The sequence below is a fragment of the Sphingopyxis sp. YF1 genome (genome assembly GCF_022701295.1).
In the GTDB taxonomy this organism is placed as follows: Bacteria; Pseudomonadota; Alphaproteobacteria; order Sphingomonadales; family Sphingomonadaceae; genus Sphingopyxis.
In genome coordinates this window covers 1,439,256-1,464,900 of record NZ_CP033204.1, presented here as the reverse complement: position 1 = coordinate 1,464,900, position 25,645 = coordinate 1,439,256, and the positions used below count along the sequence as shown (strand labels likewise).

Genomic DNA, 25,645 nt, shown 5'->3' with positions numbered 1-25,645 from the left:
GCGGCTCGCGTCAGCCGGTCGCCACCTCATAGCCGGCTTCGCGGATCGCCCCGGCGAGCGTGTCGCGATCCGCGCCGGTTTCGACGTTAAGCGTTCTGGCCGCAACATCGATATCGACGCGCGCCTGTGCATCGACGCTATGGATGGCGGCGGTGATCGTGCGCGCGCAGCCGCCGCACGTCATCCCGGGAATGTCGAAACGGATCATCTTGGAACCTCCGGATATTGATGGAGCTGCACAGATGGGGCTTGCCATCGTGGCAAGGTCAACGGCTCCGCCGGGTATTTTTTGGCCCTTGACCTTACCATCGTTGGAAACCCCACATTCCGGTCAAACGAACGAAACCGGAGTCAGGTGCGATGTCCAATGTGATGGAACTGGAGCGGAAAGGCCTCGCTCCGACGAGCGAAGCGACGCAGATGAGCGTCGCGGTCGCCGGCATGACCTGCGCCTCGTGCGTCGGTCATATCGAAAAGGCGGTCGGCAAATTGCCGGGCGTCGCCGACGTCAGCGTCAATCTTGCGACCGAGCGCGCCGACGTGACCTTTGCGGGCACGCCCGACCCGAGCGCCGTCGTGCAGGCGATCGAACAGGCCGGCTACCATGTGCCGGAAATCCATATCGAACTCGGGGTCGAAGGGATGACCTGCGCCTCGTGCGTCGGCCATGTCGAAAAGGCGCTGTCGGGCGTTCGCGGCGTGACGGCGGCCAGTGTCAACCTCGCGACCGGACGCGCGAGCATCCGCTATCGGGGCGGTATCGCTTCGCTCGATGATCTCGAAACCGCGATCCGCCGCGCGGGCTACACACCGCGCCGGCTCGAAACCGATGCGGCGGCGCCCGATCGTGAAGCCGCCGCGCGCGAGGCCGAACTGTCGGAACTCCGCCGCTCGCTGCTGCTCGCGGCGGTGCTGGCACTACCGGTGTTCCTGCTCGAAATGGGCTCGCACCTCATCCCCGCCGTCCACGATTTGGTGATGACCACGATCGGCATGCAGACGAGCTGGCTGATCCAGTTCGCGCTCACCACGCTGGTGCTGTTCGGTCCGGGGCTGCGCTTTTTCCGGAAGGGCATCCCCGCGATCCTGCGCGGCACGCCCGACATGAATTCGCTCGTCGCGCTCGGCACGAGCGCCGCATGGGGCTATTCGCTCGTCGCCACCTTCGCGCCCGGCGTCCTGCCCCCCGGCACCGCCAACGTCTATTACGAGGCGGCCGCGGTGATCGTCGCGTTGATCCTGCTCGGCCGCTATCTCGAGGCCAAGGCCAAGGGGCGGACGTCGGAGGCGATCAAGCGCCTCGTCGGACTGCAGGCCAAAACCGCGCGCGTCGTCCGCGACGGGGCGGTTGTCGACGTCGGGCTCGCCGACGTCGTCAGCGGCGACATCGTCGAGGTGCGTCCGGGCGAGCGCGTGCCGGTCGATGGCGAAGTCGTCGACGGAAATTCCTATGTCGATGAATCGATGATCACCGGCGAACCGGTCCCGGTCGCCAAGGCCGCAGGCGCCGAAGTCGTCGGCGGCACGATCAACACCACCGGCGCCTTCGCCTTCCGCGCGACCAAGGTCGGCGCCGACACCGTCCTCGCCCAGATCATCCGCATGGTCGAACAGGCGCAGGGGTCGAAGCTGCCGATCCAGGCGATGGTCGACAAGGTGACCGCATGGTTCGTCCCCGCGGTGATGGGGATTGCGGCGCTGACCTTCCTGATCTGGCTGGTCTTCGGCCCCGACCCCGCGCTGACCTTTGCGCTGATCAACGCGGTCGCGGTGCTGATCATCGCCTGCCCGTGCGCGATGGGGCTCGCCACGCCGACCTCGATCATGGTCGGAACCGGCCGCGCCGCCGTGCTCGGCGTGCTGTTCCGCAAGGGCGAAGCGCTGCAGACGCTGCGCGACGTCGGCATCGTCGCGCTCGACAAGACCGGCACGCTGACCAAGGGACGCCCCGAACTGACCGACCTCGAACCCGCAGCAGACTTCGAATATGACGAGGTGCTGGCGCTGGTCGCGAGCGTGGAGACGCGGTCCGAACACCCGATCGCCGAGGCGATCGTCGCTGCCGCGAAGGCGCGCGGGCTCGTCGTGGCATCGCCGACAGCGTTCGAAGCCACGCCGGGTTATGGGGCGTCGGCAAAGGTGGGCGATCATGATGTCGATGTCGGCGCCGACCGCTTCATGACGCAGCTGGGCCATGACGTGTCGGCCTTCGCGGGCAAGGCGGGCGAACTCGGCGCGCTGGGCCGATCGCCGCTCTATGCCGCCATCGACGGCCGGCTTGCAGCGGTGATCGCCGTCGCCGACCCGATCAAGGACACGACGCCCGAGGCGATCCGCGCGCTGCACGACCTGGGGCTGAAGGTCGCGATGATCACCGGCGACAACCGGGCGACCGCCGAGGCCGTGGCGCGCACGCTGGGTATCGACGAGGTCGTCGGCGAAGTTCTGCCCGACGGCAAGGTCGCGGCGCTGGACCGGCTGCGCGCGGGCGGGCGCAAGATCGCCTTCGTCGGCGACGGGATCAACGACGCGCCCGCGCTCGCCGCCGCCGATGTCGGTCTCGCGATCGGCACCGGCACCGATGTCGCGATCGAATCCGCCGATGTCGTGCTGATGTCGGGCGACCTGCGCGGCGTGGTCAACGCCATCGCACTGTCGAAAGCGACCATCCGCAACATCCGGGAAAATCTGTTCTGGGCGTTCGGCTATAATGCGGCGCTGATCCCGGTCGCCGCGGGTGCGCTCTACCCGTTCAACGGCACCTTGCTCTCGCCGATCTTCGCGGCGGGCGCGATGGCGCTCTCGAGCGTCTTCGTGCTAAGCAATGCGCTCCGGCTCAAGGCGTTTCGCCCGGCGATCGCCGTCGGGCGCCACGCAGGGGGAGATGCGTCATGAACATCGGCCGCGCCGCGGAAATGTCGGGCGTCTCGACCAAGATGATCCGCTATTACGAGCAGACCGGCCTCATCCCCCGCGCGGCGCGGCAGGATTCGGGCTATCGCGACTATGACGAAGCCGACGTCCACCGGCTGCGCTTCATCCGGCGTGCGCGCGACCTCGGCTTCACCGTAGAACAGATCGGCGGCCTGCTCGACCTCTGGTCGGACCGCAGCCGCGCGAGCGCCGACGTCAAGGCCTTCGCGCTCGAACATGTCGAACGGCTGAAGGACAAGATGGCGGAAATCGAGGCAATGGTGCGGACCCTCGAAACGCTGGCCGACCATTGTCACGGCGACGATCGCCCCGACTGCCCGATCATCGAGGGGCTGGCCGAAGGCGACGGCGCGCCGTCGGCGACCGCGCGCGCGCCGCGACGCTTCGGCAAGCCCGGCGGGCAAACCGCACGGCAACCGAGCGCCGCGAAACGCACCCGCTAGCATGGTGCGCACCGGAAAATCCGCATCGGGACCGAGGCCGCTTGAGGGGGTGGGCAACGGCGTGCGTATCATGATCAAGGGCATGTCGCATGCGGCGTCCCGACGTACGGACACCCAGCGATGAGCCAAGCCGAGCCACTCTCCCCTCCCCCGCACAAACGCCGCGCCCGGCCCCCGTGGGGCGGCAAGGCCCTGCTGATCCGGCTCGCCGCGTCGCTGCTCGTCGCGCTCGCGCTGTTCGCCGCGCCGCTCGCGACCCCGAACGCGGCCGCCATGGCACAGATGAACGAATGTTCGCAGGCCGGCACCGAAAGCGCCTGCCCCGCCATGGATGACGGCGCAACACTCTGTACGCCGACGATTTGCGTCAGCGTCTGCGGGCCGTTCTTCCTCCCGCCCGCCGCCGCAGACCGGCAGATCCACGCACCTGCGGCAGAGATTGTCGGCGGCCCGCTTCGCAGGCTGGCCGGCATCACCCCCGAAACCGAGATCCGACCGCCGCGCCCTTTCTCCGAAATCTGAACCCAACAGCATATTTTCGGAGATTTTCATGAACATCCTTTTGATCGCGGCCGCCCTGACGGTCGCAACCCCTGCCGCTGCGCAGGTCGCCGAACCCGCGCATGCGGGGCACGGCACCCCGGCACCGGCCGGCGAGCCGATGCCCGGACATGAGGCGATGATGGCCGACGGCAAGATGAAGCCCGACGCGAAGATGATAGAACGCTGCAAGAAGACGCACGCGGCCATGACCGCGAAGTCCGGCGACACCCCGGCCAGGAAATAGCAACGGCCTTCCCCGGGGTGATGTTTCCGTCGCCCCGGGGAGCTTTCTCCCAAATGACAGCACGGCGCGGCCCTGCCCTTCGGCGGCGCCCTTGCGATGCCGTGCAAAAGGATATCCCATGCAATCGAACAAACTCCATCTCGCCCTTGCCGCTCTTGCCGCCACCGCGATGACGCCTGCCGCCGCGCAGGCTGCGGGGGGCATGACGGTGCATCGCGATCCCGGCTGCGGTTGCTGCGGGGTCTGGGCAAAGCAGGTCGCGGGGCAGCTCGGCCGGACATACAAACTGGTCGATAACCCGGCGCGCGCCGCGCTGGTCAAGCGTTCGGGCGTACCCGACGCACAGCGCGCCTGCCACACGACGCTTATCGACGGCGCGGTGGTCGAGGGGCATGTCCCCGCCGCCGACATCAAACGCTTCCTCGCCGCGCCCCCCAAGGGGATGACGGGTATCGCGGTCGCCGGCATGCCGATCGGCACCCCCGGGATGGAAGCCCCCGGCCGCAGACCCGACCGCTATTCGGTGATCGCATTCGGTCCGGGGCGACAGGCGGTGTTTGCGAAACACTGACCCCGGCAAACCGGAAAGGGGCCGGCCGCACAGCGCGACCGGCCCCGCATCGCCGCCCCGCATCGCCGCCCCGTTTCTGCTGGAGAAGCTTCGAGGTGGAGCCGGACTGCCGATACGGGCGATCAGCCCGGGAACGCCGGCGCCTTGCTCACCATCGCGGGCAGCGGACGCCCCATCACCTCGCCGAGCCAGCCCGCCCCGCCGACGATCCGCGACAGGTCGAGCCCGGTCGCCACGCCGCCGCGTTCGAGCATGTAGACGACATCCTCGGTCGGCACATTGCCCGCCGCACCCGGCGCGAAGGGGCAGCCGCCAAGGCCGCCGAGCGAAGCGTCGACCGTCGCGGCGCCTTCGGCCACCGCCGCCCAGACATTGGCGAGGCCGGTATTGCGCGTATTGTGGAAATGGACGCGCACGGGCAGCCCCGCCACCGCGTCGCGGACGCGCCCGACCATCTCGGCGACCTGCGACGGCACGCCGACGCCGATCGTGTCGGCCAGTGCGATCTCGCGCGGCGCCGCATCGGCCGCGCGCTTCGCCATCTCGACGACGCGGCCGATCGCGATCTCGCCCTCGAACGGACAGCCAAAGGCGGTGGCGATGGTGATCTGGCCGCCGCGGCCCGCGGCCCTGGCCAGACCGACGATCTCCATCGCGGTAGCGAGCGATTCGTCCGAGCTCTGTCCCTGGTTGCGGACCCCGAAGGTGTCGCTCGTCACGCACACCGCGCCGAGTTCGTCGATCCGTCCCGTCGCAATGGCGCGTTCGGCGCCGCGACGGTTGAGGACAAGACCGATATAGGTGACGTCGTCGCGCTCGGGCAGCAGGGCGACAAGCTGGTCGGCATCGGCGAGTTGCGGCACTTTCCTGGGGTTGACGAAGCTCGTCACCTCAATGCGGCGCGCACCATAATCGATCGCACGCCGGATCAGCTCCGCCTTGTCGGCGGTGGCGACCGCAAGAGCCTCATTCTGCAGCCCGTCGCGCGGACCGACTTCGACGATTTCGACGCTTTTCTGCTTCACGAACTTTCCAATCTTCATGCGTATCGATTAGGTGGTTGCCAAATACATAGCATTCTAAGTATATCGAATCCAGATCGAGTGATGCACAAGCGGCCGCATGATGCTTCATAGGACGGCGCGGGCACCGAAAGGAATGCAATGACGTACAACGGGGGTGCGCTGGAAGGCATCAGGGTGGTGGAGATGGGGCAGCTCATCGCCGGCCCCTTCTGCGGCCAGCTGCTCGGCGACATGGGCGCCGAGATCGTCAAGCTCGAACCGCCCGAGACGGGCGACCAGATGCGCAACTGGGGCCAGGGCGACAAGCCGAGCTGGTGGCGCGTCATCGCGCGCAACAAATATTCGGTCGCGGTCGATCTGCGCAGCGAAGAGGGCCAGGCGCTCGCGCGCGAGCTGATCGCCAAGGCCGATATCCTCATCGAGAATTTCCGCCCCGGCACGCTCGAGAAATGGAATCTCGACCCCGCCGAACTGCGCAAGACCAATCCCGGGCTGATCGTCGTCCGCGTGTCGGGCTACGGCCAGACGGGTCCTTATTCGTCGCGCGCGGGCTTCGGCGGCATCGGCGAGGCGATGGGCGGCTGGCGCGGCATCGTCGGCTACCCCGACCTGCCTCCCGCGCGGATGGGGGTGTCGATCGGCGACACGCTCGCCGCCACCTACGGCTGCATGGGCGCGCTCGCCGCTCTCCACCATCGCAGCAAGACCGGCGAAGGCCAGATCGTCGACTCGGCGCTCTATGAAGCGGTGCTGCAGGTGATGGAATCGACCGTTGCCGACTATTCGGCGAGCGGCACCAAACGGCGCCGCACCGGCTCGACGCTGCCCGGTATCGCGCCGTCGAACGTCTATCCGTGCCGGGACGGCGAATATCTGATCGGCGCCAATCAGGACGGCGTCTTTGCCCGCCTCGTCGCCGCGATGGGACGTCCCGAACTCGCGAGCGACGAACGCTATGCGACGCACCGCGCGCGCGGCGTGCGGCAGGAGGAACTCGACGCGCTGATCGGCGAGTGGACCGCCACGCTGACGATCGACGAGCTCGAAGCGAAAATGGTCGAGGCCGCGGTGCCCGCCGGCCGCGTCTTCGATGCCGAGGATATGCTGGCCGACCCGCATTTCGCGGCACGCGACGCGCTGGTCACGGTTCCCGACGCCGAACTGGGCGAGATCCGGATGCAGGGGATATTCCCCAAGCTGTCGGGCACGCCGGGCAGCGTCCGCCGCCCCGCGCCGCTGGTGGTCGGACAGGACACCGACGACGTGCTCAAACGCTGGCTCGGACGCGAGGGCTGACACGATGATCACCCTCCATGGCGGCCCGACCCCGAACGCACGCAAGATCGCGATCGCGCTGCTCGAAATGGAGCTTCCCTGGCGGCTCGAACCCGTCGACATCCTCGCCGGCGACCAGCTCACCCCCGAATTTCTCGCACTCAATCCCAACAACAAGACCCCGGTGATCGTCGACGACGAAGGTCCGCACGGGCCGGGCTTCATATTGTGGGAAACGGGCGCGATCCTCCTCTACCTTGCCGAAAAGACGGGGCGCTTCCTCCCCGTCGACCCGGTGAAGCGCGCGACCTGCTGGCAATGGCTGATGTTCCAGCTATCGGGCGTCGGCCCGATATTCGGGCAGGAAGTGCATTTCACCCATTATACCAAGGAGCGGCACGACTATGCGATCGCGCGCTACAGCCGCGAGGTCGACCGGCTGATGATGGTGCTCGACAAAAGACTGGGCGAAGCCGAATGGCTCGCAGGCGACGAATATAGCATCGCCGACATGGCCACCCTGCCCTTCCTGCGCCGTCAGTTCACCGAAAAGGCGGGACGCTTCCCGAACGTCGAGCGCTGGGGCGCGGCCATGCTGGCACGCCCTGCGGTCGCCGAAGGCATGAAGGTCGGCACCGCGCGCGCCGAGACGATCGAGGGCGGACTGACCGGCTTCACCGACGAACATCGCGCGATCCTGTGGGGCGACCGGCAACACGCCAAACGCTGAGAGGATTGGCCCTTGGGGATCGACCATCTTCGATCCCCGCTCGTATAGAGCGAAATTGAGGAACCCGGCTTGACGGCAACCGGGCGCTTCCCGTCATTCCTCCCTGTCGCGCAGCGATGGGGAAGTGGCAGCGCGAAGCGCTGATGGAGGGGCAGGCGTCGTGCAAGCCGCACCGCCCCTCCCCATGGCTTCGTCACAGGGGAGGATTATGTCCCTGGTCGATCGTTTGCAGGCACCCCGCCTCAATTCCCCTGCACCGCGGCGCGATTGGCCTCGCCGAACATGTTCGACCATTCCTGCTCATCGAGTTTCTGGTGCCGGCCGACATATTTGGCCGGCGGTTTCAAATCCTCGCGCGACATCGCCCGCGCCACCGCGGGCCGTTCGCGGATGCGTTCGAACCAGCCGCGCATCGCGGGCCATTCGTCGAGCCCCAGCCCCATGACGAACGCCGACGCACGCCCCGGCCAGATCGCCATGTCGGCGATCGAATAATCGTCGCCCGCGACATAAGCGCATTTTTCGAGCCGCCGTTCGAGCACCGTCAGCAATCGCGTCACCTCGCGCGTGTAGCGCTCGATCGCATAATCCTGTCCGGGCGGCGCATAGCGCAGGAAATGGCTCGCCTGCCCGCCCATCGGCCCCATCCCGGCAACCTGCCAGGTCAGCCACGAGAGCGTCGACGCCCGCGCCGCACCCGCGGCGGGAAGGAAACGTCCGCTCTTCTCGGCGAGATATTGCAGGATCGCGCCCGATTCGAAGACGGTCACGGGATCGCCATCCTCCACGGGCGCCCGATCGACGATCGCGGGCAGCTTGTGGTTCGGATTGATGCGCCCGAATTCGGCCGTCAGCTGATCGCCGTTGAAGATGTCATAGGGAATGACGCGATAGTCGGCGCCGATCTCCTCCAGCATGATCGCGATCTTCTGGCCGTTCGGGGTCGCCGAATAATGAAGGTCGATCATCAGAGGATCTCGTGGATCTGGTGCCGCACGCCGAAGTCGGTGCGCTCGCCGACGCCGACCGCGAGCAGGCCGTTCAGCCAGCCGTATTTTTCGCTCGCGGTTTCGAACACCGGGGCGATTCGCAGATAGTAGCGCGCCGGGTCGACCGGCGGTCCGGCGGGATCGGAAAATTCGGCGCGGACGTCGTCGGGGACGACGCTGCGGCCGTTGTAGCTGAGGTAGACGAGCACGCCGTCGTCGGTCTGCCACACCGCGCGCGCATCGAATGTGCCGACCGCGCTCCCCGAGGCGAGCCGCCCCGCGCGCGACCAGTTGCCACCACCCGGCAGCACGATCCCGTTGATTCGCGAACCGAAAAACCGGCCACCGGAGACATAGCCGATCCGCTGGTCACCAAAGGGCGACGCGCCGATCCCGAAAATGCCGCCGCCGACCTCGAACTCCACGGTGCACAAATGCCGGCTCGCGAGCCCCGCAATACCCGCCGCTGAAAAATCCTGCTCCACGCTTCGACTCCTGTTCGTCAGACTATGGACAAGCATAAAACGATTAGTATACTAAGGGTCAATGAGATTGACGGATGAGGAGCCTTTTCCCGCCACCGTCGACCATCACACATCAGGGAGGGTGCATATGAGGTTTCTCCAGAAAATTCTGCTTTCCGGGGCAGCGAGCGTCGCGATGGCTGCCGGCGCCGCGCCGGCCCTTGCCCAGACCGACGGCGATGCCGCTCCCGAAGCCGACGCCGGCACCGACGAGATCATCGTCACCGCGCGTTTCAAGAACGAGTCGCTCCAGGACGTCCCGCAGGCGATCTCGGCCTTCGGCGAAGAGACGCTGACCAAAATCGCGGCGCGCGACATCACCGACCTTGCGCCCTCGACCCCGAACGTCAGCATCCAGCCGGTCGCGACATTTTCCAACTCGGCGGCGATCTTCATTCGCGGCCTTGGCGCACAGGGCATCGAATCGACCGAGGAGAGCCCGGTCGGCGTGTCGATCGACGGCGTCTATGTGACGCGTCCGGTCGCGACGATGCTCGACACCTTCGACCTCGACCGGATCGAGGTGCTGCGCGGCCCGCAGGGCACCTCGTTCGGCAAGAACTCGCTCGCAGGCGGCATCGCCGCCTATACCAAGAACCCCGGCCGCGACTGGGGCGTTCAGGCCGAGGTCACCGTCGGCAACTACGGCCGCATGGACGCGCGCGCGGCGGTCGACATGCCGCTTATCCGCGACACCCTCGCCGTCCGGCTGGTGCTGAACAAAGAGACGTACGACGGTTATTACACCAACCGCCTCAACGGCAAGAAGGTCGGCGGGCAGGACCGGCTGACCCTGCGCGGTACGGTGCTGTTCACCCCGACCGACAATCTCGACATCAACCTGAAGGCATTCCTCGTCCGCGACCGGTCGAGCGCCCCGGGCGGCGACACCGCGCCGAACCGGAACCAGCTGCTGTGGCAGGTCTTCCGCTTCGAAGAGCCGAATGACGGCCCCTACACGATCGGACGCGACTTCCCCGCCGATCACGACACCGACCAGCTCGGCCTGATCAGCAATATCGGGCTCGACATGGGGTCGTGGCAGGTCAAGTCGGTCACCGGCTATATCGAGACCGACGATTTCAACGACAGCGACTTCGACCAGTCGGAAATCTTCTTCTTCCCGACCTTCCGCCTGCAGTCGCACCGCCAGTTCAGCCAGGAACTGCGCCTGCAGTCCGATTTCTCCGATCGCACCGACGCATTGTCGCGCCTGAACCTCGTTTTCGGCGGCTATTTCCTGAAGCAGAGCTTCGAACTGGCGCAGGCCTTCCCGACGCTACCGGTGCTGCTCGCGCCGACGCTGCGCTTCGGCAGCGAGGATTTCGTTGCGCAGGACAACACCGCCAAGGCGCTGTTCGCGCAGGCGATCTACGGCATCACCGACCGGCTCAACATCACGCTCGGCGTGCGGCAGAGCTGGGAATCGAAGGATTATTTCCGCGATCCGACCGGCACCCTGCTGTCGCCCGCCTTCTTCTCCTCGCGTTCGACCGTCAAGTCGCTCGCCGAAATGGAAGCGATCGCCAACACCAACCTCGCGGCGGGCAAGGCCTTCAAGCTCGGCTACGACCGCGACCGCATGACCTTCAAGGCCGGGCTCGACTATCGCCTGACCGACGATCTGATGCTCTACGCGGGCTTCAGCCAGGGTTATAAGGGCGGCGGCTTCGGCGCTCGCTCGGCTACGACAAGCACCGCCGGCCCGACGGAGGATAATACCGCCGACCTGTTCGAGGCGGGTTTCAAGGGCGATTTCTTCGACAATCTGCTCCGTCTCAACCTCACGGGCTTCGTGACCAAGTTCAAGCAGCTCGAATTCGGCGTCTTCTTCCCCAACCCCAACGTCGCGTCGGGACAGGAAACGGCGCAGCTCAACATCGGTTCGGCGACCACCAAGGGACTCGAACTCGAAGCGACGCTGAAACCGACGCAGAATTTCCGGCTGTCGGCCAACGTCGGTTACCTCGACGCCAAATACACCAGCTTCTGCGCCGACATCGACGGTCCCTCGGCTTCGCCGACGCCGCCGACCTCGACGTGCGGCGACGTCACCGCCCTGCCCGGCGGCACCTATCTGGTCGACGTCGATCACACCGGCAAGAAGCTCGTGCGTGCGCCGAAGTGGCAGACGCAGCTGTCGGCCGAATACAGCGTGCCGCTGGGCAGCGCCGGCACCCTCAACTTCCGCGCGGCGATGTCGTATCGCAGCACCTATTATTCGACCGTCGCCAACGATCTGGCGGGCAAGACCGGCGACTTCACCCTCGTCGACGGGTCGATCGGCTGGGAAAGCGAAGACGGCCGCTTCCGCGCGATGGTCTGGGGCAAGAATCTGACCGACAAGACCTATATCGCGGCGCTGACCCCGACCGCACAATTCTTCACCCAGCGCTTCTACAGCGCCCCGCGGACCTTCGGGCTGACCCTCGGCGCGAGCTTCTGATACCCTGGTGCCGGGCGGACCGTCCGGCACCCGTGCTTTCGATCGGCCTCCCCGTCCCACGGACCGGGAGGCCTTTTCGTTGCCCGCAACGCGGCCGCAGGCGCGAATTTGCGCCGACCGTAAAGCGCGTTGACAGATAAACTTAAATATCTAAGTATTTTTCGAACGACAGGAATCGGATGTTTTGGGGAGTGTCATGACAGAGGCGATCGCAGGGAATGGAGGCGCCGCCGCGCCGGATCGCGGGCTGGGCCTGCGCCGGAACGTCGCGCTGGGAATGCTGTTCCTCGTCGGCACGATCAACTTCGTGGACCGCCAGTTGCTGTCGGTGCTCGTCGAACCGATCCGTGCCGAAATGCAGTTCAGCGATACGCAATTCGGACTGCTCACCGGTCTCGCCTTTGCGCTCTTCTATGCCGCGATGGGCGTGCCCGTCGCGATGATCGCCGACCGCTGGAACCGCGTGAAGCTGATCGGCATCGCGTGCATCGTGTGGAGCGGTTTCACCGCCGCCTGCGGCATGGTGTCGAACTTCTGGCAACTCGCATTGATGCGCTTCGGCGTCGGCGCGGGTGAATCGGGCGGCACCGCACCGTCGCTGTCGGTGCTCGCCGACTATTTTCCTGCCGCGCAGCGCCCGATGGTCATCGGGCTGTTCACTCTCAACGGCCCCTTCGGCGTCTTCGTCGGTGCCGCCTTCGGTGGCTGGGCTGCCTCGGCGATCGGCTGGCGGGGTGCCTTTCTGGTCATCGGCGCGGTCGGCATCATCGTCGCCCCGCTGTTGATCTGGCTGGTCCGCGAACCCGCGCGCGGCCAGATGGAACAGCGCCAGGAAGTCGACGCCGCGGTCCCGATCGGGCACACGCTGGCGCTGTTCATGCAGCGCCGCTCGCTTCGCATGGTGATGATCGGAAGCGCGCTGGCCGCCTTCGTCAGCTACGGCATGCTCAACTGGATTCCGGCCTTCCTGATGCGCACCCAGGGCATGCCGTTGTCGGCGCTGACGTCCTGGTTCGCGCCCGCCGCAGGAATCACCTTCGGGATCGGCACCTTCGCCGGCGGCTGGCTGGTCAGCCGCGCCGCACGCACGTCGCCACGCGCCTATGGCAGCATCCCGGCGCTCGCCGCCGCGATCCTCGTCCCGACCTTCATCGCCGCGCTGCTCGTCGACAGCTGGCAGCTTTCGCTCGCGCTGATGCTCGTCCCGATGGCTGCGTGCATCGTCTATGTCGCGCCCGCGCTGGCGCTGGTCCAGAATCTGACCCCGCCGCGCTCGCGCGCCACCGCGGCGGCCGTGCTGATGCTGATGTTCAACATCATCGGCCTCGGGCTCGGCCCCTTGTTCGTCGGCTTTGTCAGCGACATGCTGAAACCCGCTCATGGCGACGAAAGCCTGCGCTGGGCGCTGATGGCGATCATCCCTTTCGTAATCGCCGCCGGGGCTGCGCAATTCGCAATGACGCGGCATCTCGACAGGGATTTCGCCGAATAGCAACGACGGGAGAGGATCATGGCCGAACAGGATGACATCCGCGCAATGGCACAGCGCTTCTTCGACGCGATCGAGGCCGGCGACATCGAGACGATAAAGGACAGCTTCACCCCCGATGCCGAGATCTGGCACAACACCGACGAGCTCGTCGTCACGCGCGACCAGACCGCACAGGTCCTGACCGCGATGGTCGCGCGGATCGGCGATCGCGAATATGCCGACCGGCAACTGACGGTCTTTCCCGGCGGTTTCGTCCAGCAGCATGTGCTGAAGGGCAAGCGCGTCCACGACGGCGGCGCGGTCCGCCTGCCCTGCGCGATCATCTGCAAGGTCGTCGATGGCAGGATCACCCGGCTCGACGAATATTTCGACAGCGCCCACGTCGCCGAATTCCGCAAATTTGCAAACGCCTGAGGAGTAGATCATGCCCGTATTGCGCCAGGTTCCCCGCTCGGAAGTCACCGACGAGACCGTGCTCGCCTATTACAACCGACTGTTCGGCGACCGCGACCCCGTCGCCGAGCCCGGCACCGCGACCGGCACGCCGGGGGACTGGTGGACCGTGTTCGCGCTGTCGCCCGACATTTTCGAACATGCGGTCAAGGGTTTCGCGGTGTACCGCAACCCCGCGCGGACGATCGATCCGGTCCTGCGCGAACTCGGCCAGACGCGCGCCGGCTGGGTCAAGGGTAGCCAGTTCGTCTTCTCGCAGCATTGCAAGTCGCTGCGCGGCCTCGGCGTCAGCGACGAGAAAATCGCTGCCATCGCGCACTGGCAGGTCGCCGATTGCTACAATGAACAGGAACGCACCGTGCTCGCCTATGCCGACTGCCTGAGCCAGGCCGGCGGCCGCGTCCCGCTCGAGGTGTTCGACAAACTCAAGACCTTCTGGAACGACGAGCAGATCTTCGAATTCACCTACATCACCTGCCTCTACGACATGCACGCGGTGATCACCCGTGCGCTGCGCATGGAATATGACGCGCGCGAGGATCCGATCGTCGAGGTCGCGGCGCCCGAGGGCTTCAGCGCCGCCGACTTCCTCAGCGCGCCGCGTCCCGCGGGCCAGTAAACGGCAGCGGCGGGCCCCGCACGGATCAGCTCGGCTAACCCGGGCGATAATCGTCAATTTAATTGACGGTTATCGCCCGGGATGATAAAAGACTCGGCGAGAGGACAAGATGAAATATTATAATAGTGTCGGCCCCAACCCGCGCGTCGTGACGCTGTTCATGGCCGAAAAGGGTATCGAGATCCCCGAGGTCATGGTCGACCTGCGCGGCGGCGAAAACCGGCGCCCTCCCTATAATGTCACGGTCAATCCGGCAGGGCAGACCCCCGCGCTCGAACTCGATGACGGCTCGTTCCTCGGCGAGATCATCGCGATCTGCGAATATCTCGAAGAGATTTTCCCCGAAACCCCGCTGATCGGCACGACCCCCGAAGAGCGTGCACGGACGCGCATGTGGACGCGCCGGATCGACCTCAAGATTTGCGAGCCGCTCACCAACGGCTTCCGCTACGCCGAGGGCCTGCCGCTGTTCGAAAGCCGCATGCGCTGCCTTCCCGAAGCGGCGGAGGGGCTGAAAGCGGTCGCGCAGGACGGCGTCGCCTGGCTCGACGCGCAGATCGCGGGCCGCGACTTCATCGCGGGCGACCGGCTGACGCTCGCCGACCTGATGCTCTTCGCTTTCCTCGATTTCGGCGCGGGCGTCGGCCAGCCGATCGACCCCGCGCACACGCACGTCGCCGCCTGGTACGAGCGGATGAAGGCGCGCCCCAGCATCACCAACTGATTTGCGACAAAGGAGACGGATCATGGCTGCAAGCAATACCGAGTTTGATTTTCGCGGCGTCAATCACCTGGCGCTGGTGTGCAAGGACATGGCCAAGACGGTGGAATTCTACCGCGACATTCTGGGCATGCCGCTGATCAAGACGCTCGAACTGCCCGGCGGCCGCGGCCAGCATTTCTTCTTCGACGTCGGCAACGGCGACGCGCTGGCCTTCTTCTGGTTCAAGGACGCGCCCGCCGCGGCACCGGGCATCTCGGCGCCCGAAGCGCTGCCCGGCGAGGGCAATTTCATGTCGGCGCACGGTTCGATGAACCATATCGCGATCAATGTCGCGGCCGAAAAGTTCGACGATTATTGCAATCGCCTCGTCGAAAAGGGGGTCAAGGTTTCGGGCGTGCTGAACCACGACGATTCCGAAACCAACCTGGCCGAGGAACTGCACCCCGGCGTGTTCGTCCGCTCGATCTATTTCTTCGATCCCGATGGCGTCTGCCTCGAACTGGCGGCGTGGACCAAGGATTTCGATGCCAGCGACGTCGCGCACGACCCGATGCAGGCCGACGGCACCAAGCGCGACGGACTGATCACCGGCCGGACCCCGGTCCCGGCCGAATAAATCTTCCTCCTCGGGAACTCCTCTTGGCCCGGCCCCGCGCCGGGCCATTTTTTATTCCCGATCGCGCGCGGAAGCCGGAAGAAGCACCGTCAGGGCGCGTCGCCGAGGATCCAGTCGACCCCCGCCGCGACATGGATGCGCGTCGTGTCATAGATCGGCAGGATATTGGCGTCGGGGTCGACCAGCATCACCAGTTCGGTGCACGCAAGCACAAGCGCCTGAACATCCTGCTTGGCGATGTCGGTGATGAAGGTGCGCATGGTACGGCGTGAATTTTCGGTCGCCTTGCCCTGCATCAGTTCGTCATAGATGATGCGATCGATCTCTTCGGCGCGACTGGCGTCATAGGGCGCGAGCGTCAGCCCGTGGCGCACGAGCCGCTGGCGGAACCAGGGTTCGGTCATCACGTTGCGCGTCCCGATCACCGCCGCCGACTTGATGCCGTCGGCGCGCATCTTCTCCCCCGTCTCGTCGACGATGTGGAGGATCGGAATCGAGATCGCCGCACCGATCTCTTCGGCGACCTTGTGCATCGAGTTGGCGGCGATCATCAGCGCGGTCGCGCCCGCGGCTTCGAGCCGCTGCGCCGACGCGATCAGGATGGCCTTCGCATTGTCCCACTGCTCGGGCGTAGTCAGCCGTGACAGTTCGCAATAGTTGAGGCTTTCGAGCAGGATCGGCGCCGAACAGGAGGTGCCGATGCGCTTCTGCACACCCTTGTTGAGATGGCGGTAATAAAGCTCGGTCGACGCCCAGCTCATTCCCCCGATCAGACCGATCTTGCGCAAAACATGCCTCCCAAATGCAACGGGACCGGGCCTTTGGTGGCCCGGTCCCGGTCATGGCTAGAAAAACTCGCGTCCCCCGACAAGCGGCGGATGCAAAAGTTGCGACGAAGCGTCAGTGCCCGCCGCCGTTGAGCGCCTTGACGATGTCGTCGGCCATCTTCTTGGCGTCGCCGAGCAGCATCATCGTCTGGTCCATGTAGAAGACGTCGTTGTCGACGCCGGCATAACCGACCCCGCCCATCGACCGCTTCACGAACAGCACGGTCTTCGCCTTTTCGACGTCGAGCACGGGCATGCCATAGATCGGCGACGTCTTGTCGGTCTTTGCCGACGGGTTGGTCACGTCGTTCGCGCCGATGACGAAGGCGACATCGCACTGCGCGAACTCGCCGTTGATGTCCTCGAGCTCGAACACCTCGTCATAGGGCACATTCGCTTCGGCGAGCAGCACGTTCATGTGCCCGGGCATGCGCCCCGCAACCGGGTGGATCGCATATTTGACGTTCACGCCCTCTTTCTTGAGCAGGTCGGCCATTTCGCGCAGCGCGTGCTGTGCCTGCGCCACCGCCATGCCGTAGCCGGGGACGATGATGACATTTTCGGCCTGGCTCATCAGGAAGGCGGCATCGTCGGCGCTGCCCGGCTTCCACGGGCGCTGTTCCTTGCCGCCGCCGTCGCCCGCCGCCGCGTCGGCGCCGAAGCCGCCTGCGATCACGCTGATGAAGCTGCGGTTCATCGCGCGACACATGATGTACGACAGGATCGCACCCGACGAACCGACGAGCGCGCCGGTGATGATCATCGCGGTGTTGCCGAGCGTGAAGCCCATCGCCGCCGCCGCCCAGCCCGAATAGCTGTTGAGCATCGACACGACGACCGGCATGTCGGCGCCGCCGATCGGGATGATCAGCAGGAAGCCGATCGCGAAGCTGAGCCCCGTGATCGTCCAGAACACCCACGGCGACTGGTCCTGCGTGAAATAAGCGGTCAGCGCGACGATCGCGGCGAGCGTGCCGAGGTTGATGATGTGACGCCCCGGCAGCATGATCGGCGAACCCGACATGTTGCCGTTCAATTTGAGAAAGGCGATGACCGACCCCGAGAAGGTGATCGCACCGATCGCGATACCGAGCCCCATTTCGACGCGGCTGACCGTGTGAATCTGTCCCGCCGCGTCGGCAATGCCGAAGGCGCCCGGATTGAGATAGGCGGCTGCGGCGACGGCAACGGCGGCCAGACCGACGAGGCTGTGGAAGGCCGCGACGAGCTGCGGCATCGCGGTCATGGCGATCTTGCGCGCCATCACGATGCCGATGACCGCGCCGATAGCGATCGCAGCGAGAATTTCGGCGAGCGCGGTCACATCGATCGTCATCGAAATGCTGTTCGCGCCCAGGTTCGCACCGCCGCCCGGCATGTGCGTCAGCAAGGTGGTGACAACCGCGATCGTCATGCCGAGCATGCCGAAACGGTTGCCGCTCTGCGCCGTCGCCGGGCTCGACAGGCCGCGCAGCGCGAGAATGAAAAGAATGCCCGACACCAGATAGGCGATGGCCGCGTACGGATTTACCGCGCCATGGCCGCCGGTCGCGGCCGAAAGGATCGCTTGGACGTCCATCTCAGCGTCCCTTCTTCTTGTACATCGCGAGCATGCGCGACGTCACGGCGAAGCCGCCAAAGATATTGACGCTCGCCATCACGACGGCGGCAAGGCCGAGCCATTTCGACGAGGCCGAACCCGCCGCGGCGCTCGCGATCAGCGCGCCGACGATGATCACCGACGAAATCGCGTTGGTGACGCTCATCAGCGGCGTGTGCAGCGCCGGGGTCACCGACCAGACGACGAAATAACCGACGAAACACGCCAGGACGAAGATCGAGAAAATTGAGATGAAATCCACGGCGGCTCCCCTGCTGATTCCGCGAGCGCACCTCTTGCCGCGCCGCTGCCACCCTGTCGACTCCCAAGACCACAAAAAGACGGCCCCGCATTCGCCGGCTGGCGGAATGCGGGGCCGAAACGACATAATATGTCGCAGGCGATCAGGTCGCCGGCATTGCCTCGGCTGCGGGCGCTGCTTCGGCCGCCGGTTCGGCGGCATCGGCGGCGGGCGCGGCGGGCGGCGTGATCGTCGGAATCAACACGCCGTTGAGGACGTGCACGGTACCGTTCGACTGCGCAACGTCGGGCTGGGTGACATAGCCCGAGCTGCCCATCGTGCCCTCGACGCGGATATTGCCCTGCACCTCGGTAAAGCTGATCTCCTGACCTTCGACGGTCTTGAGCACCGCCTTGCCACCACCGGTCTTGATCTTCTTGTACAGATCCTCCGCGGTGACCGTGCCGGGCACGACATGATAGGTCAGCACTTGTTCGAGCGCCCATTTGTTGTCGGGGCTCATGATATAGTCGGTCATCGGTTGCGGCACCGCGGCAAAGGCCGCGTCGGTCGGCGCAAACACGGTGAAGGGTCCGGCGCCGCTCAGCGTCCCGGTCAGCCCGGCAGCGGCGAGTGCCTTGGCGAGCGTCGTATGCTCAGGCGAATTGGTCGTGTTCTGGACGATGTTCCAGCTGCCTTCCATCGACTCGGCGGCGGCATCGGCTTCGGCCGCGGTCGACGCGGCCTCTTCGTCGGTTCGCGCCTGCGCGGGAACGGCCAGCGCGGCAGCGGTCATAGCAAGCACGGGAACAGCGAAAAATTTCGCACGCAACATCAATCAATCTCCAGCCTGTTGAACGTCAGGGTTCACACCCTCGACACATCCTAAGCCGGGATAGTTTCGTGAAAAGGCTGAAATCGGCCATTTTTTATCGGGGGCCTCGCCATTCACCCCGCGCGAGGCTCGCTTCGTCTCAGCAGCCGATGACCAGCCGCGCCATCAGATGCTGGATTTTCTGCGGATCGCTCTTGCGCGAAACCTTGACCTCGATCGGCACCGCCAAGCCCGAAATCCACACCTTCATATCGGTGTCGATGTCGAAGGTGCCAGCAGTTTCGAAGGAGAAACGCGCCACCGAGCGCCACGGCACGCTCTGGATATCCTTCTTCGACCCTGTCAGCCCCTGGACATCGACGAAGATGAAGCGGAAATTGGTGAGCAGCACCGTGTCGCGGATCGTCCGGAACGCCGCGAGCACCTGTTCGCCTTCGATCAGCCAAGCCTGAAACTCGGCCTGCGCCCCGCCCGCATCGATATCGCCCGCGCTGAAAAGTCCTATCTTTCGTCTCCGCCAGCTTCCCGCTGTCGGCCCCTATGGCTTGGGTTCGAAGGCCGGATATTCGAACGCATCGAACGGCTTCTCGATCCGGATCGCCAACTGATCGGGACCATGCTCGCGCACCGAAAAAATGCCGCCGCGATAGGTAAAGGTCTGCCAGCTCGTCGTGGGCTTGATCTTCGCGCCGTCCGTGAGGCAGATCGGCCCGAAATTCTTCACGGGCGCGCCAAGACAGATCGCGAATTTCGAGCCGACATAAGCACCGAAGAAGGACTGATAATCGTCCATCTCATCGTAGGCGCGGACCGGGACGGGTTCATATCGCACCGGCGGCATCGGCCGGAAATCCTTCTTTTCCTCGGTCTGGACATGGAAATCCGCATAGGGATGGTCGTTGTTCAGATAATAGGATTCGAAGGCGCCATCCTTGTCGAAGTCGGCGAGGCACAGCTTCTTGTAGATGGTCCAGAGCGTATCCTGCGGCGAATCGCGCTCACAGCCGTAAATCTCATTGCCTTGCGCCAGGATGATCATATCGCCGCTGCGGATCGCATCGCTGAATTCGGCGTCGGGCACCTCGACGTCGCCGAGCACGCGCACCGACAGGCTCGGCGTGCGGCGGCCAAAAAACCACGCATCCCGCTTGGCAACCAACCGCTCCTCGCTCGCCGAGGCTTCGGGAACGAAAATAGTGCTGAACTGATAGCGGAACTTGTCTTCGTTGGTCTTCGCAAACGCCGGCGTGGCGCCCGCCGAGACGAGCGCCGCGACCAGCCCCCCGATCAGCGCGCGCCTCACCCCAGCAACCGCTCGTTGACGACCTTGCCGCCCTGCGTGAGCCGCACCGCGCTCCCGATTTCCTCGTCGAGCACGGGCTTGCCGGCTTCCTTGTCCCAGAAGGCCGAAAGGAAGTTGAACAGGTTGCGGCTGAACAGCGCGCTGGTGTCGGCGGGCATCAGCGCCGCGATATTCTGCGCGCCGATCACGGTGACGCCGTGGATCTTCTTCGCTTCGCCCGAGACCGAACCCTCGACATTGCCGCCGCTTTCGGCGGCCATGTCGACGATCACGCTGCCCGCGCGCATCGTCGCCAGCTGCGCATCGCTGATCAGCCGCGGCGCGGGGCGTCCCGGGATCAGCGCGGTGGTGATGACGATGTCCTGCTTGGCGATGTGCGACGAGACGAGCTCGGCCTGCGCCGCCTTATATTCGTCGGACATTTCGGTGGCATAGCCGCCCGCGCCCTCGCCCTCGATCCCCGCGACGGTCTCGACGAAGATCGGCTTGGCGCCGAGGCTCAGTATCTGTTCCTTGGTCGCGGCGCGCACGTCGGTCGCGCTGACCTGTGCGCCCAGACGCCGCGCGGTGGCGATCGCCTGCAGCCCCGCGACGCCGACGCCCATCACGAACGCCTTGGCGGCGCTGACGGTACCCGCGGCGGTCATCATCATCGGAAAGGCGCGGCCATAGGCGTTCGCCGCCATCAGCACCGCCTTGTAGCCGGCGAGATTCGCCTGGCTCGACAGGATATCCATCGACTGCGCGCGCGTGATGCGCGGCATGAATTCCATCGCCAGCGCCTCGAGCCCGAGCTTCGCATATTCGTCGACGCGCGCGCGCTCACCGAACGGATTGAGCCCCGCGGCAAGCCAGGCACCGTCGGCAAAGCCCGACAGGCTCGCCGGATCGGGGCCCTGAATGCCGAGGATGATGTTCGCACCCTTCAGCGTGTCGGCGCGGCTGCCCACGCTCGCCCCTGCCGCGGCATAGTCGGCATCGGCGATCGACGCCTGCTCCCCTGCCCCTGCCTCGACGGCAACCTCTGCGCCCAGACCGATGAATTTCTTCGCGGTTTCCGGAGTCGCGGCGACACGGGTCTCGCCGGGGGCGAGTTCCCTCAGGACAGCGATGCGCATGCCGGTCGGGTCAGGAGATCAGGAGAACGACGAACGCGGCAACGATCACGGTGGCGATCGTTCCGAATTTGATCAGGCCGACAAAACCCGAATAGGTTTCGTTCGCTGCCTTCATTTCCTGCTGTTCCGCCATGGCTCTTCCCCTTTGCGTGTCGCCGATGCTCCGTTCGCGCGCGCGCCGCGCGGCGTCCAGAATCGGCCCTTGCGCCGCTCTTAGCCACGCCTCCGGCGATGCTCAAGTGCGGCTTTTCCCCTATCGCCGAGCGCGCTAGAGGCGAACGGCCTTAATCCTGCCTTTACCCCTCGGGGCTAAACCGGCGTACGAAGGCGGACCGGCGCGCACAAGCGCCGCAAACTGGGGACATATTCGGCATCATGGCAAGCACGCGTGATACCCGCATGGTGATGATCGTTGACAGCGAGCCGGCGCAGCAGCGCTTCCTGTCGGCGCTCGTCGCGCGCGGCGGCTGGCGCAGCATCGCCGCGGGCGACACCGACACCGCGCTCGCCAAGCTCGGCACGCAGGAAGGCATGGCGCTCGACGCCGTGCTCGTCGACCAGGGCACCCCGGGCATGGACATCGGCGAATTCGTCGCCGAACTGCGCCGCTGGCGCCCCGGCCTGCCGCTGATCGTCATCACGATGCGCAACGGGGTCGAGGTTGCGGTGTCGGCGATGCGCGCCGGCGCGAGCGACTTTGTCCAGAAACCGATCGCGCCCGACCGGCTGCTCGAAGCGCTCGATCGCGTCGTCGCTCCAAACGGCCCGCAGGGCGAACTTCGCCCGCTCACCGAAAAGCTCCGCGCGCCGCTGGCGTTCGAGGAAATCATCGGATCGAGCCCCAATTTCCGCAGCGCGCTGGCGATCGCCGCCAAGGCGGCGCGCGCGCGTGTCCCGGTGATGATCAACGGCAAGCCCGGCACCGGCAAGGAGGTCTTTGCCCGCGCGATCCACAGCGCCTCGCCGCGCGCGCGCGGCCAGCTCGTCATGGTCGATTGCTCGGCGGTGTCGCCCGGCCTGATCGGGTCGGGGCTGTTCGGCCACGAACGCGGCGCCTTTCCGGGCGCCTTCGACCGCCAGGTCGGCCGGCTCGTGCAGGCCGACGGCGGCAGCATCATCATCGACCATGTCGAGTGCATCCCGCTCGAAACGCAGGCGAAACTCGTCGAGTTCCTCAATTCGGGCGAGGTGCAGATGATCGGCGGCAGCATCCGCCAGACCGTCGACGTGCGCATCATCGCGACCAGCGCCAGCCCGCTCGACAAGCTGATCGAGGCGGGACATTTCCGCGAGGACCTGTTCTACGCGCTGTCGACCGCGCAATTCACCCTGCCCCCGCTGTCGGAGCGCCGAGGCGACGTCGGCCCGCTCGCGCGGCACCTTCTCGCGCGCATCGGCGGGCTGCCCGGCATGGGGCCGATCGGTGTCACCGACGACGCGCTGCGCCTGCTCGCCGCTTACGCCTGGCCGGGCAACGTCCGCCAGCTTCAGGACGTGCTGTTCCGCGCCGCGGTCGGCAGCACCACCGACGTGCTCACCAGCGCCGATTTCCGCGCGATCGAGGCCGCGCTGGGCGGCAGCGCCGCCGGTCAGGGCGACGTCGCGATCAATGGTGAAGCGATCGGCGTCACCCTCTACCTCCCCGATGGCAACCTCCGCCCGCTCGAAGAGATCGAGGCCGACGTGATCCGGCTCGCGATCGGCCATTACCGCGGCCGCATGAGCGAAGTCGCCCGCCGCCTCGGCATCGGGCGCTCGACGCTCTACCGCAAGCTCAGCGACCTCGGGATCGACACCGCCGCCTAAGGGCGCGGGTCGGCGGCGACAGCCAATATATAATTCTGGACTTATATAATTTGATATTGATATGATCTCTCCGTCAGCAAGGAGAGTCGCGCATGTCGCTCGATACCCGCCAGCAAGCCGCCATGGTTGTCCGCAAGGTCGAGGATGTCAGCCATGAAGGGCAGCCTGCCCGTGCGGTCGTCGCCATGCGCGACTATCCCACCGGGATCGACGATTTGTGGAACGCGCTCACCGATGCGGAGCGCATTCCGCGCTGGTTCGCGCCGGTCAGCGGCGAACTAAAACTCGGCGGCCGCTACCAGATCAAGGGCAATGCCGGCGGCACCATCACGACATGCACGCCGCCGTCGCGCCTGGCCATGACGTGGGAATTCGGCGGCAGCATCAGCTGGGTCGAGGTCGAACTCGAAGCGGCAAGCAGCGACCGCACGCGCCTCACCCTCCGGCACATCGCGCCGCTCGATGACAAGTCGGAGGAGTTCTGGGACAAATTCGGCCCGGGTGCAGTCGGAGTCGGCTGGGATCTCTCCCTGATGGGGCTCGGCTGGCATATCGAGACAGGCAAGAGCAATGAGCGCTTCGCCGAAGAGACCTGGGCGCTGAGCGACGAAGGCATCGCCTTCGCAACGGCGAGCAGCGAGGCCTGGACCGGCGCATCGCTCGCTTATGGCACCCCCGAGGCGGCCGCGCGCCGCTCGGGCGCCAGCACGACCGCCTTCTACACCGGCGCCGCCGCGCCCGAGTGATGCATGCCTTCGACATCCTCGGCGATCCGGTGCGCCGGCGCATCCTCGAACTGCTCGCCGACGGGCGCAAGGCCTCGGGCGAGATCGTCGAGGTGATCGCCGCCGAATATGGCATTTCGCAGCCCGCTGTGTCGCAGCATCTGCGCGTGCTGCGCGAAAACGGCTTCGCGACCGCCGAGGCCGAGGGACGCCGGCGACTCTACGCCGTCGCGCCCGAACGCTTCGACGAGATCGACGCGTGGATCGAGCGTTTCCGCCGCACGTGGGAGCCGCGCTTCGAAGCGCTGGCGACCGAGGTCGCACGCGGGAAAAAGGCGCGCAGGGACGCGGATTAGGCCGTCAGCGCCGCATCGCGCAGCCCGCGCCACACGCGCAGCGCCTGCCGGTTTTCCGCCACATCGTGCACGCGCAGCATCTGCGCGCCCTGCGACGCGGCCTGATAGTGCAGCGCCACCGTACCGCCGAGCCGCTGGTCGGCGGGGGCTTCATTGTCGAGCGCCCCGATCAGCCGCTTGCGGCTGCCCGCGAACAGGATCGGGCAGCCGAGCGTGTGGAACAGCGCCAGCCCGTTCACCAGCGCCAGATTGTCGGCGACCCCCTTGCCGAAGCCCAGCCCCGGATCGACGATGATCTTCGCAGGATCGATCCCCGCCGCCGTGCACGCCGCGACGCGTTCGGCGAGCATGTCGTAGACGTCGAACAGCACATGATCGTAATCGCCGCCTTCGTGCGCGTCGCTTTTGGCCGAGGGCGCGTGCATCAGCACCACCGGACAGCCCGCCGCGACGACCACCTCCATCGACCGGTCGTCGAAACGCAGCGCCGAAATATCGTTGACGATGGCAGCCCCCGCCGCGAGCGCCGCCTCCATCACCGCCGCCTTGCGCGTGTCGATCGACACCGCGACCCCGCCGCGCGCGAGCCCCGCGACGACATTTTCGATCCGGGCGATCTCGTCGCCGTCCCAGACCAGCGGCGCGCCGGGCCGCGTCGATTCCCCGCCGACGTCGACGATCGCCGCCCCCGCCGAGGACAGCGCGAACCCTGCCTCGATCGCCGCCGCATGGTCGACATGCTTGCCGCCGTCCGAAAAACTGTCGGGGGTGACGTTGAGGATGCCCATCAGCTGCGGCTCATTGAGCCGCACCGTGCGTTCGCCGAGTTGCAGCGCGCCGCGCGGGCGCAGCACCCCGGCGCGTTGCGCCCCCGCCATCGCGACCAGATGATCGGGCATCGCCGCCACCCAATCGGCGAATTCCGGCACCGCGACGATCGCCGAGCGCACGACGCCTTCGTCGCGCAGGCTGATGTGCCAGGCCGCGAACCACACCATCGTGTCGGCGATGCGCAAACAGGCCTCGTCGAGTTCGTGCGGGCGGTCGACGAAGCAGGCCGGGCGGCAATAAAGCCATGCAGCGGACGAGGCGCCGCCGAGATCGGCCTTGGTCAGCGGGTGAAACATCGCGTGCCCCCTTTAGCCGTTATTGCGAAGCCGGGCGAAGCAATCGAGGGCGGTTTACGCCACTCTGGATTGCTTCGCT

Annotated in this window: 29 protein-coding genes; 16 read left to right on the top strand and 13 right to left on the bottom strand. The window is 66.1% G+C overall.

Annotated elements, in window-relative coordinates; genetic code table 11:
* Positions 1–10: 10 nt before the first annotated feature.
* Complete coding sequence (locus EAO27_RS07105) at positions 11–208, bottom strand: heavy-metal-associated domain-containing protein (RefSeq protein WP_242778805.1); 198 nt, start codon at positions 206–208, stop codon at positions 11–13.
* Positions 209–360: 152 nt separating this feature from the next.
* On the opposite strand from EAO27_RS07105, the gene EAO27_RS07100 reads away from it, so the two are divergent.
* The 5 genes from EAO27_RS07100 to EAO27_RS07080 all read left to right on the top strand — a co-directional run bounded on the left by EAO27_RS07100 (position 361) and on the right by EAO27_RS07080 (position 4,735).
* Complete coding sequence (locus tag EAO27_RS07100; RefSeq protein ID WP_242778802.1) at positions 361–2,895, top strand: heavy metal translocating P-type ATPase; 2,535 nt, start codon at positions 361–363, stop codon at positions 2,893–2,895.
* Positions 2,892–3,377, top strand: coding sequence for a Cu(I)-responsive transcriptional regulator (cueR, locus tag EAO27_RS07095; protein ID WP_242778799.1), 486 nt, complete (start codon positions 2,892–2,894; stop codon positions 3,375–3,377). The genes EAO27_RS07100 and cueR overlap by 4 nt, the downstream gene beginning before the upstream one ends.
* A 120-nt stretch (positions 3,378–3,497) precedes the next feature.
* On the top strand, positions 3,498–3,899 hold the full coding sequence (locus tag EAO27_RS07090; RefSeq protein ID WP_242778796.1) for a hypothetical protein: 402 nt from the start codon (positions 3,498–3,500) through the stop codon (positions 3,897–3,899).
* A gap of 28 nt (positions 3,900–3,927) precedes the next feature.
* Positions 3,928–4,164: a hypothetical protein gene (locus EAO27_RS07085; protein ID WP_242778793.1), complete on the top strand. Its 237-nt coding sequence runs from the start codon at positions 3,928–3,930 to the stop codon at positions 4,162–4,164.
* 118 nt (positions 4,165–4,282) lie between these two features.
* A complete protein-coding gene (locus EAO27_RS07080; protein ID WP_242778790.1) occupies positions 4,283–4,735 on the top strand; it encodes a DUF411 domain-containing protein in 453 nt (150 codons plus the stop codon).
* A gap of 122 nt (positions 4,736–4,857) precedes the next feature.
* Here EAO27_RS07080 and EAO27_RS07075 read toward each other — a convergent pair whose 3' ends face one another.
* Complete coding sequence (locus EAO27_RS07075; RefSeq protein WP_242778788.1) at positions 4,858–5,778, bottom strand: hydroxymethylglutaryl-CoA lyase; 921 nt, start codon at positions 5,776–5,778, stop codon at positions 4,858–4,860.
* 120 nt (positions 5,779–5,898) lie between these two features.
* Here EAO27_RS07075 and EAO27_RS07070 point away from each other — a divergent pair, with 120 nt between their 5' ends.
* Positions 5,899–7,056, top strand: coding sequence for a CoA transferase (locus EAO27_RS07070; protein WP_242778785.1), 1,158 nt, complete (start codon positions 5,899–5,901; stop codon positions 7,054–7,056).
* Between the two features lie 4 nt (positions 7,057–7,060).
* A complete protein-coding gene (locus EAO27_RS07065) occupies positions 7,061–7,765 on the top strand; it encodes a glutathione S-transferase N-terminal domain-containing protein (protein WP_242778782.1) in 705 nt (234 codons plus the stop codon).
* A gap of 242 nt (positions 7,766–8,007) precedes the next feature.
* Here EAO27_RS07065 and EAO27_RS07060 read toward each other — a convergent pair whose 3' ends face one another.
* Positions 8,008–8,733: a glutathione binding-like protein gene (locus tag EAO27_RS07060; RefSeq protein WP_242778779.1), complete on the bottom strand. Its 726-nt coding sequence runs from the start codon at positions 8,731–8,733 to the stop codon at positions 8,008–8,010.
* A complete protein-coding gene (locus EAO27_RS07055) occupies positions 8,733–9,239 on the bottom strand; it encodes a DUF3237 domain-containing protein (RefSeq protein WP_242778776.1) in 507 nt (168 codons plus the stop codon). Before EAO27_RS07055 ends, EAO27_RS07060 begins: the two co-directional genes overlap by 1 nt.
* Positions 9,240–9,366: 127 nt before the next feature.
* On the opposite strand from EAO27_RS07055, the gene EAO27_RS07050 reads away from it, so the two are divergent.
* The 6 genes from EAO27_RS07050 to EAO27_RS07025 all read left to right on the top strand — a co-directional run bounded on the left by EAO27_RS07050 (position 9,367) and on the right by EAO27_RS07025 (position 15,628).
* A complete protein-coding gene (locus EAO27_RS07050) occupies positions 9,367–11,724 on the top strand; it encodes a TonB-dependent receptor (RefSeq protein ID WP_242778773.1) in 2,358 nt (785 codons plus the stop codon).
* Positions 11,725–11,920: 196 nt separating this feature from the next.
* On the top strand, positions 11,921–13,216 hold the full coding sequence (locus EAO27_RS07045) for an MFS transporter (RefSeq protein WP_242778770.1): 1,296 nt from the start codon (positions 11,921–11,923) through the stop codon (positions 13,214–13,216).
* 18 nt (positions 13,217–13,234) lie between these two features.
* Entirely contained in the window at positions 13,235–13,630 is a 396-nt protein-coding gene (locus EAO27_RS07040) for a nuclear transport factor 2 family protein (protein ID WP_242778767.1), read from the top strand.
* 10 nt (positions 13,631–13,640) lie between these two features.
* Positions 13,641–14,288, top strand: coding sequence for a carboxymuconolactone decarboxylase family protein (locus EAO27_RS07035; RefSeq protein ID WP_242778764.1), 648 nt, complete (start codon positions 13,641–13,643; stop codon positions 14,286–14,288).
* Between the two features lie 109 nt (positions 14,289–14,397).
* Positions 14,398–15,012 carry a glutathione S-transferase gene (locus EAO27_RS07030; RefSeq protein WP_242778761.1) on the top strand — a complete coding sequence of 205 codons (615 nt, stop codon included), beginning with the start codon at positions 14,398–14,400 and terminating at the stop codon, positions 15,010–15,012.
* Positions 15,013–15,034: 22 nt separating this feature from the next.
* The gene (locus EAO27_RS07025; RefSeq protein WP_242778758.1) at positions 15,035–15,628 is read left to right on the top strand and encodes a VOC family protein; all 594 of its coding nucleotides are present in this window, start codon (positions 15,035–15,037) and stop codon (positions 15,626–15,628) included.
* A gap of 89 nt (positions 15,629–15,717) precedes the next feature.
* Here the strand turns inward: EAO27_RS07025 and EAO27_RS07020 are convergent, their stop codons facing one another.
* The 8 genes from EAO27_RS07020 to EAO27_RS06985 form a co-directional block, all read right to left on the bottom strand.
* Positions 15,718–16,416 (bottom strand): amino acid racemase, encoded by a 699-nt coding sequence (locus EAO27_RS07020; protein ID WP_242778755.1) that lies wholly within the window; start codon positions 16,414–16,416, stop codon positions 15,718–15,720.
* A gap of 112 nt (positions 16,417–16,528) precedes the next feature.
* The gene (locus EAO27_RS07015) at positions 16,529–18,034 is read right to left on the bottom strand and encodes an NAD(P)(+) transhydrogenase (Re/Si-specific) subunit beta (RefSeq protein WP_242778751.1); all 1,506 of its coding nucleotides are present in this window, start codon (positions 18,032–18,034) and stop codon (positions 16,529–16,531) included.
* A 1-nt stretch (position 18,035) separates the two neighbouring features.
* On the bottom strand, positions 18,036–18,317 hold the full coding sequence (locus EAO27_RS07010) for a proton-translocating transhydrogenase family protein (protein WP_242778748.1): 282 nt from the start codon (positions 18,315–18,317) through the stop codon (positions 18,036–18,038).
* A gap of 142 nt (positions 18,318–18,459) precedes the next feature.
* Complete coding sequence (locus tag EAO27_RS07005) at positions 18,460–19,092, bottom strand: fasciclin domain-containing protein (protein WP_242780481.1); 633 nt, start codon at positions 19,090–19,092, stop codon at positions 18,460–18,462.
* Positions 19,093–19,270: 178 nt separating this feature from the next.
* Positions 19,271–19,636, bottom strand: a complete 366-nt coding sequence (locus EAO27_RS07000; RefSeq protein WP_278190155.1) for a PH domain-containing protein — start codon at positions 19,634–19,636, stop codon at positions 19,271–19,273.
* A 33-nt stretch (positions 19,637–19,669) separates the two neighbouring features.
* On the bottom strand, positions 19,670–20,434 hold the full coding sequence (locus tag EAO27_RS06995; protein WP_242778745.1) for a hypothetical protein: 765 nt from the start codon (positions 20,432–20,434) through the stop codon (positions 19,670–19,672).
* Entirely contained in the window at positions 20,431–21,552 is a 1,122-nt protein-coding gene (locus tag EAO27_RS06990) for an NAD(P) transhydrogenase subunit alpha (RefSeq protein ID WP_242778742.1), read from the bottom strand. The genes EAO27_RS06995 and EAO27_RS06990 overlap by 4 nt, the downstream gene beginning before the upstream one ends.
* A gap of 10 nt (positions 21,553–21,562) precedes the next feature.
* Positions 21,563–21,685 carry an aa3-type cytochrome c oxidase subunit IV gene (locus tag EAO27_RS06985; protein WP_242778739.1) on the bottom strand — a complete coding sequence of 41 codons (123 nt, stop codon included), beginning with the start codon at positions 21,683–21,685 and terminating at the stop codon, positions 21,563–21,565.
* A gap of 242 nt (positions 21,686–21,927) precedes the next feature.
* On the opposite strand from EAO27_RS06985, the gene EAO27_RS06980 reads away from it, so the two are divergent.
* The 3 genes from EAO27_RS06980 to EAO27_RS06970 all read left to right on the top strand — a co-directional run bounded on the left by EAO27_RS06980 (position 21,928) and on the right by EAO27_RS06970 (position 24,439).
* Positions 21,928–23,358: a sigma-54 dependent transcriptional regulator gene (locus EAO27_RS06980; RefSeq protein WP_242778736.1), complete on the top strand. Its 1,431-nt coding sequence runs from the start codon at positions 21,928–21,930 to the stop codon at positions 23,356–23,358.
* A 92-nt stretch (positions 23,359–23,450) separates the two neighbouring features.
* Positions 23,451–24,104: an SRPBCC family protein gene (locus EAO27_RS06975; RefSeq protein WP_242778733.1), complete on the top strand. Its 654-nt coding sequence runs from the start codon at positions 23,451–23,453 to the stop codon at positions 24,102–24,104.
* On the top strand, positions 24,104–24,439 hold the full coding sequence (locus EAO27_RS06970; RefSeq protein ID WP_242778730.1) for a metalloregulator ArsR/SmtB family transcription factor: 336 nt from the start codon (positions 24,104–24,106) through the stop codon (positions 24,437–24,439). The genes EAO27_RS06975 and EAO27_RS06970 overlap by 1 nt, the downstream gene beginning before the upstream one ends.
* On the opposite strand, the gene folP is transcribed toward EAO27_RS06970, so the two are convergent.
* On the bottom strand, positions 24,436–25,566 hold the full coding sequence (folP, locus tag EAO27_RS06965; protein WP_242778727.1) for a dihydropteroate synthase: 1,131 nt from the start codon (positions 25,564–25,566) through the stop codon (positions 24,436–24,438). The two genes, EAO27_RS06970 and folP, sit on opposite strands and share 4 nt — an antisense overlap.
* Between the last annotated feature and the right edge of the window lie 79 nt (positions 25,567–25,645).

Excerpts from the sequence above, each read along its gene's own strand:
- EAO27_RS07105 (WP_242778805.1), bottom strand. The coding sequence starts at position 208 with ATGATCCGTTTCGACATTCCCGGGATGACGTGCGGCGGCTGCGCGCGC.
- EAO27_RS07100 (WP_242778802.1), top strand. The coding sequence starts at position 361 with ATGTCCAATGTGATGGAACTGGAGCGGAAAGGCCTCGCTCCGACGAGC.
- cueR (WP_242778799.1), top strand. The coding sequence starts at position 2,892 with ATGAACATCGGCCGCGCCGCGGAAATGTCGGGCGTCTCGACCAAGATG.
- EAO27_RS07090 (WP_242778796.1), top strand. The coding sequence starts at position 3,498 with ATGAGCCAAGCCGAGCCACTCTCCCCTCCCCCGCACAAACGCCGCGCC.
- EAO27_RS07085 (WP_242778793.1), top strand. The coding sequence starts at position 3,928 with ATGAACATCCTTTTGATCGCGGCCGCCCTGACGGTCGCAACCCCTGCC.
- EAO27_RS07080 (WP_242778790.1), top strand. The coding sequence starts at position 4,283 with ATGCAATCGAACAAACTCCATCTCGCCCTTGCCGCTCTTGCCGCCACC.
- EAO27_RS07075 (WP_242778788.1), bottom strand. The coding sequence starts at position 5,778 with ATGAAGATTGGAAAGTTCGTGAAGCAGAAAAGCGTCGAAATCGTCGAA.
- EAO27_RS07070 (WP_242778785.1), top strand. The coding sequence starts at position 5,899 with ATGACGTACAACGGGGGTGCGCTGGAAGGCATCAGGGTGGTGGAGATG.
- EAO27_RS07065 (WP_242778782.1), top strand. The coding sequence starts at position 7,061 with ATGATCACCCTCCATGGCGGCCCGACCCCGAACGCACGCAAGATCGCG.
- EAO27_RS07060 (WP_242778779.1), bottom strand. The coding sequence starts at position 8,733 with ATGATCGACCTTCATTATTCGGCGACCCCGAACGGCCAGAAGATCGCG.
- EAO27_RS07050 (WP_242778773.1), top strand. The coding sequence starts at position 9,367 with ATGAGGTTTCTCCAGAAAATTCTGCTTTCCGGGGCAGCGAGCGTCGCG.
- EAO27_RS07045 (WP_242778770.1), top strand. The coding sequence starts at position 11,921 with ATGACAGAGGCGATCGCAGGGAATGGAGGCGCCGCCGCGCCGGATCGC.
- EAO27_RS07040 (WP_242778767.1), top strand. The coding sequence starts at position 13,235 with ATGGCCGAACAGGATGACATCCGCGCAATGGCACAGCGCTTCTTCGAC.
- EAO27_RS07035 (WP_242778764.1), top strand. The coding sequence starts at position 13,641 with ATGCCCGTATTGCGCCAGGTTCCCCGCTCGGAAGTCACCGACGAGACC.
- EAO27_RS07030 (WP_242778761.1), top strand. The coding sequence starts at position 14,398 with ATGAAATATTATAATAGTGTCGGCCCCAACCCGCGCGTCGTGACGCTG.
- EAO27_RS07025 (WP_242778758.1), top strand. The coding sequence starts at position 15,035 with ATGGCTGCAAGCAATACCGAGTTTGATTTTCGCGGCGTCAATCACCTG.
- EAO27_RS07015 (WP_242778751.1), bottom strand. The coding sequence starts at position 18,034 with ATGGACGTCCAAGCGATCCTTTCGGCCGCGACCGGCGGCCATGGCGCG.
- EAO27_RS07005 (WP_242780481.1), bottom strand. The coding sequence starts at position 19,092 with ATGACCGCTGCCGCGCTGGCCGTTCCCGCGCAGGCGCGAACCGACGAA.
- EAO27_RS06990 (WP_242778742.1), bottom strand. The coding sequence starts at position 21,552 with ATGCGCATCGCTGTCCTGAGGGAACTCGCCCCCGGCGAGACCCGTGTC.
- EAO27_RS06985 (WP_242778739.1), bottom strand. The coding sequence starts at position 21,685 with ATGGCGGAACAGCAGGAAATGAAGGCAGCGAACGAAACCTATTCGGGT.
- EAO27_RS06980 (WP_242778736.1), top strand. The coding sequence starts at position 21,928 with ATGGCAAGCACGCGTGATACCCGCATGGTGATGATCGTTGACAGCGAG.
- EAO27_RS06975 (WP_242778733.1), top strand. The coding sequence starts at position 23,451 with ATGTCGCTCGATACCCGCCAGCAAGCCGCCATGGTTGTCCGCAAGGTC.
- EAO27_RS06970 (WP_242778730.1), top strand. The coding sequence starts at position 24,104 with ATGCATGCCTTCGACATCCTCGGCGATCCGGTGCGCCGGCGCATCCTC.
- folP (WP_242778727.1), bottom strand. The coding sequence starts at position 25,566 with ATGTTTCACCCGCTGACCAAGGCCGATCTCGGCGGCGCCTCGTCCGCT.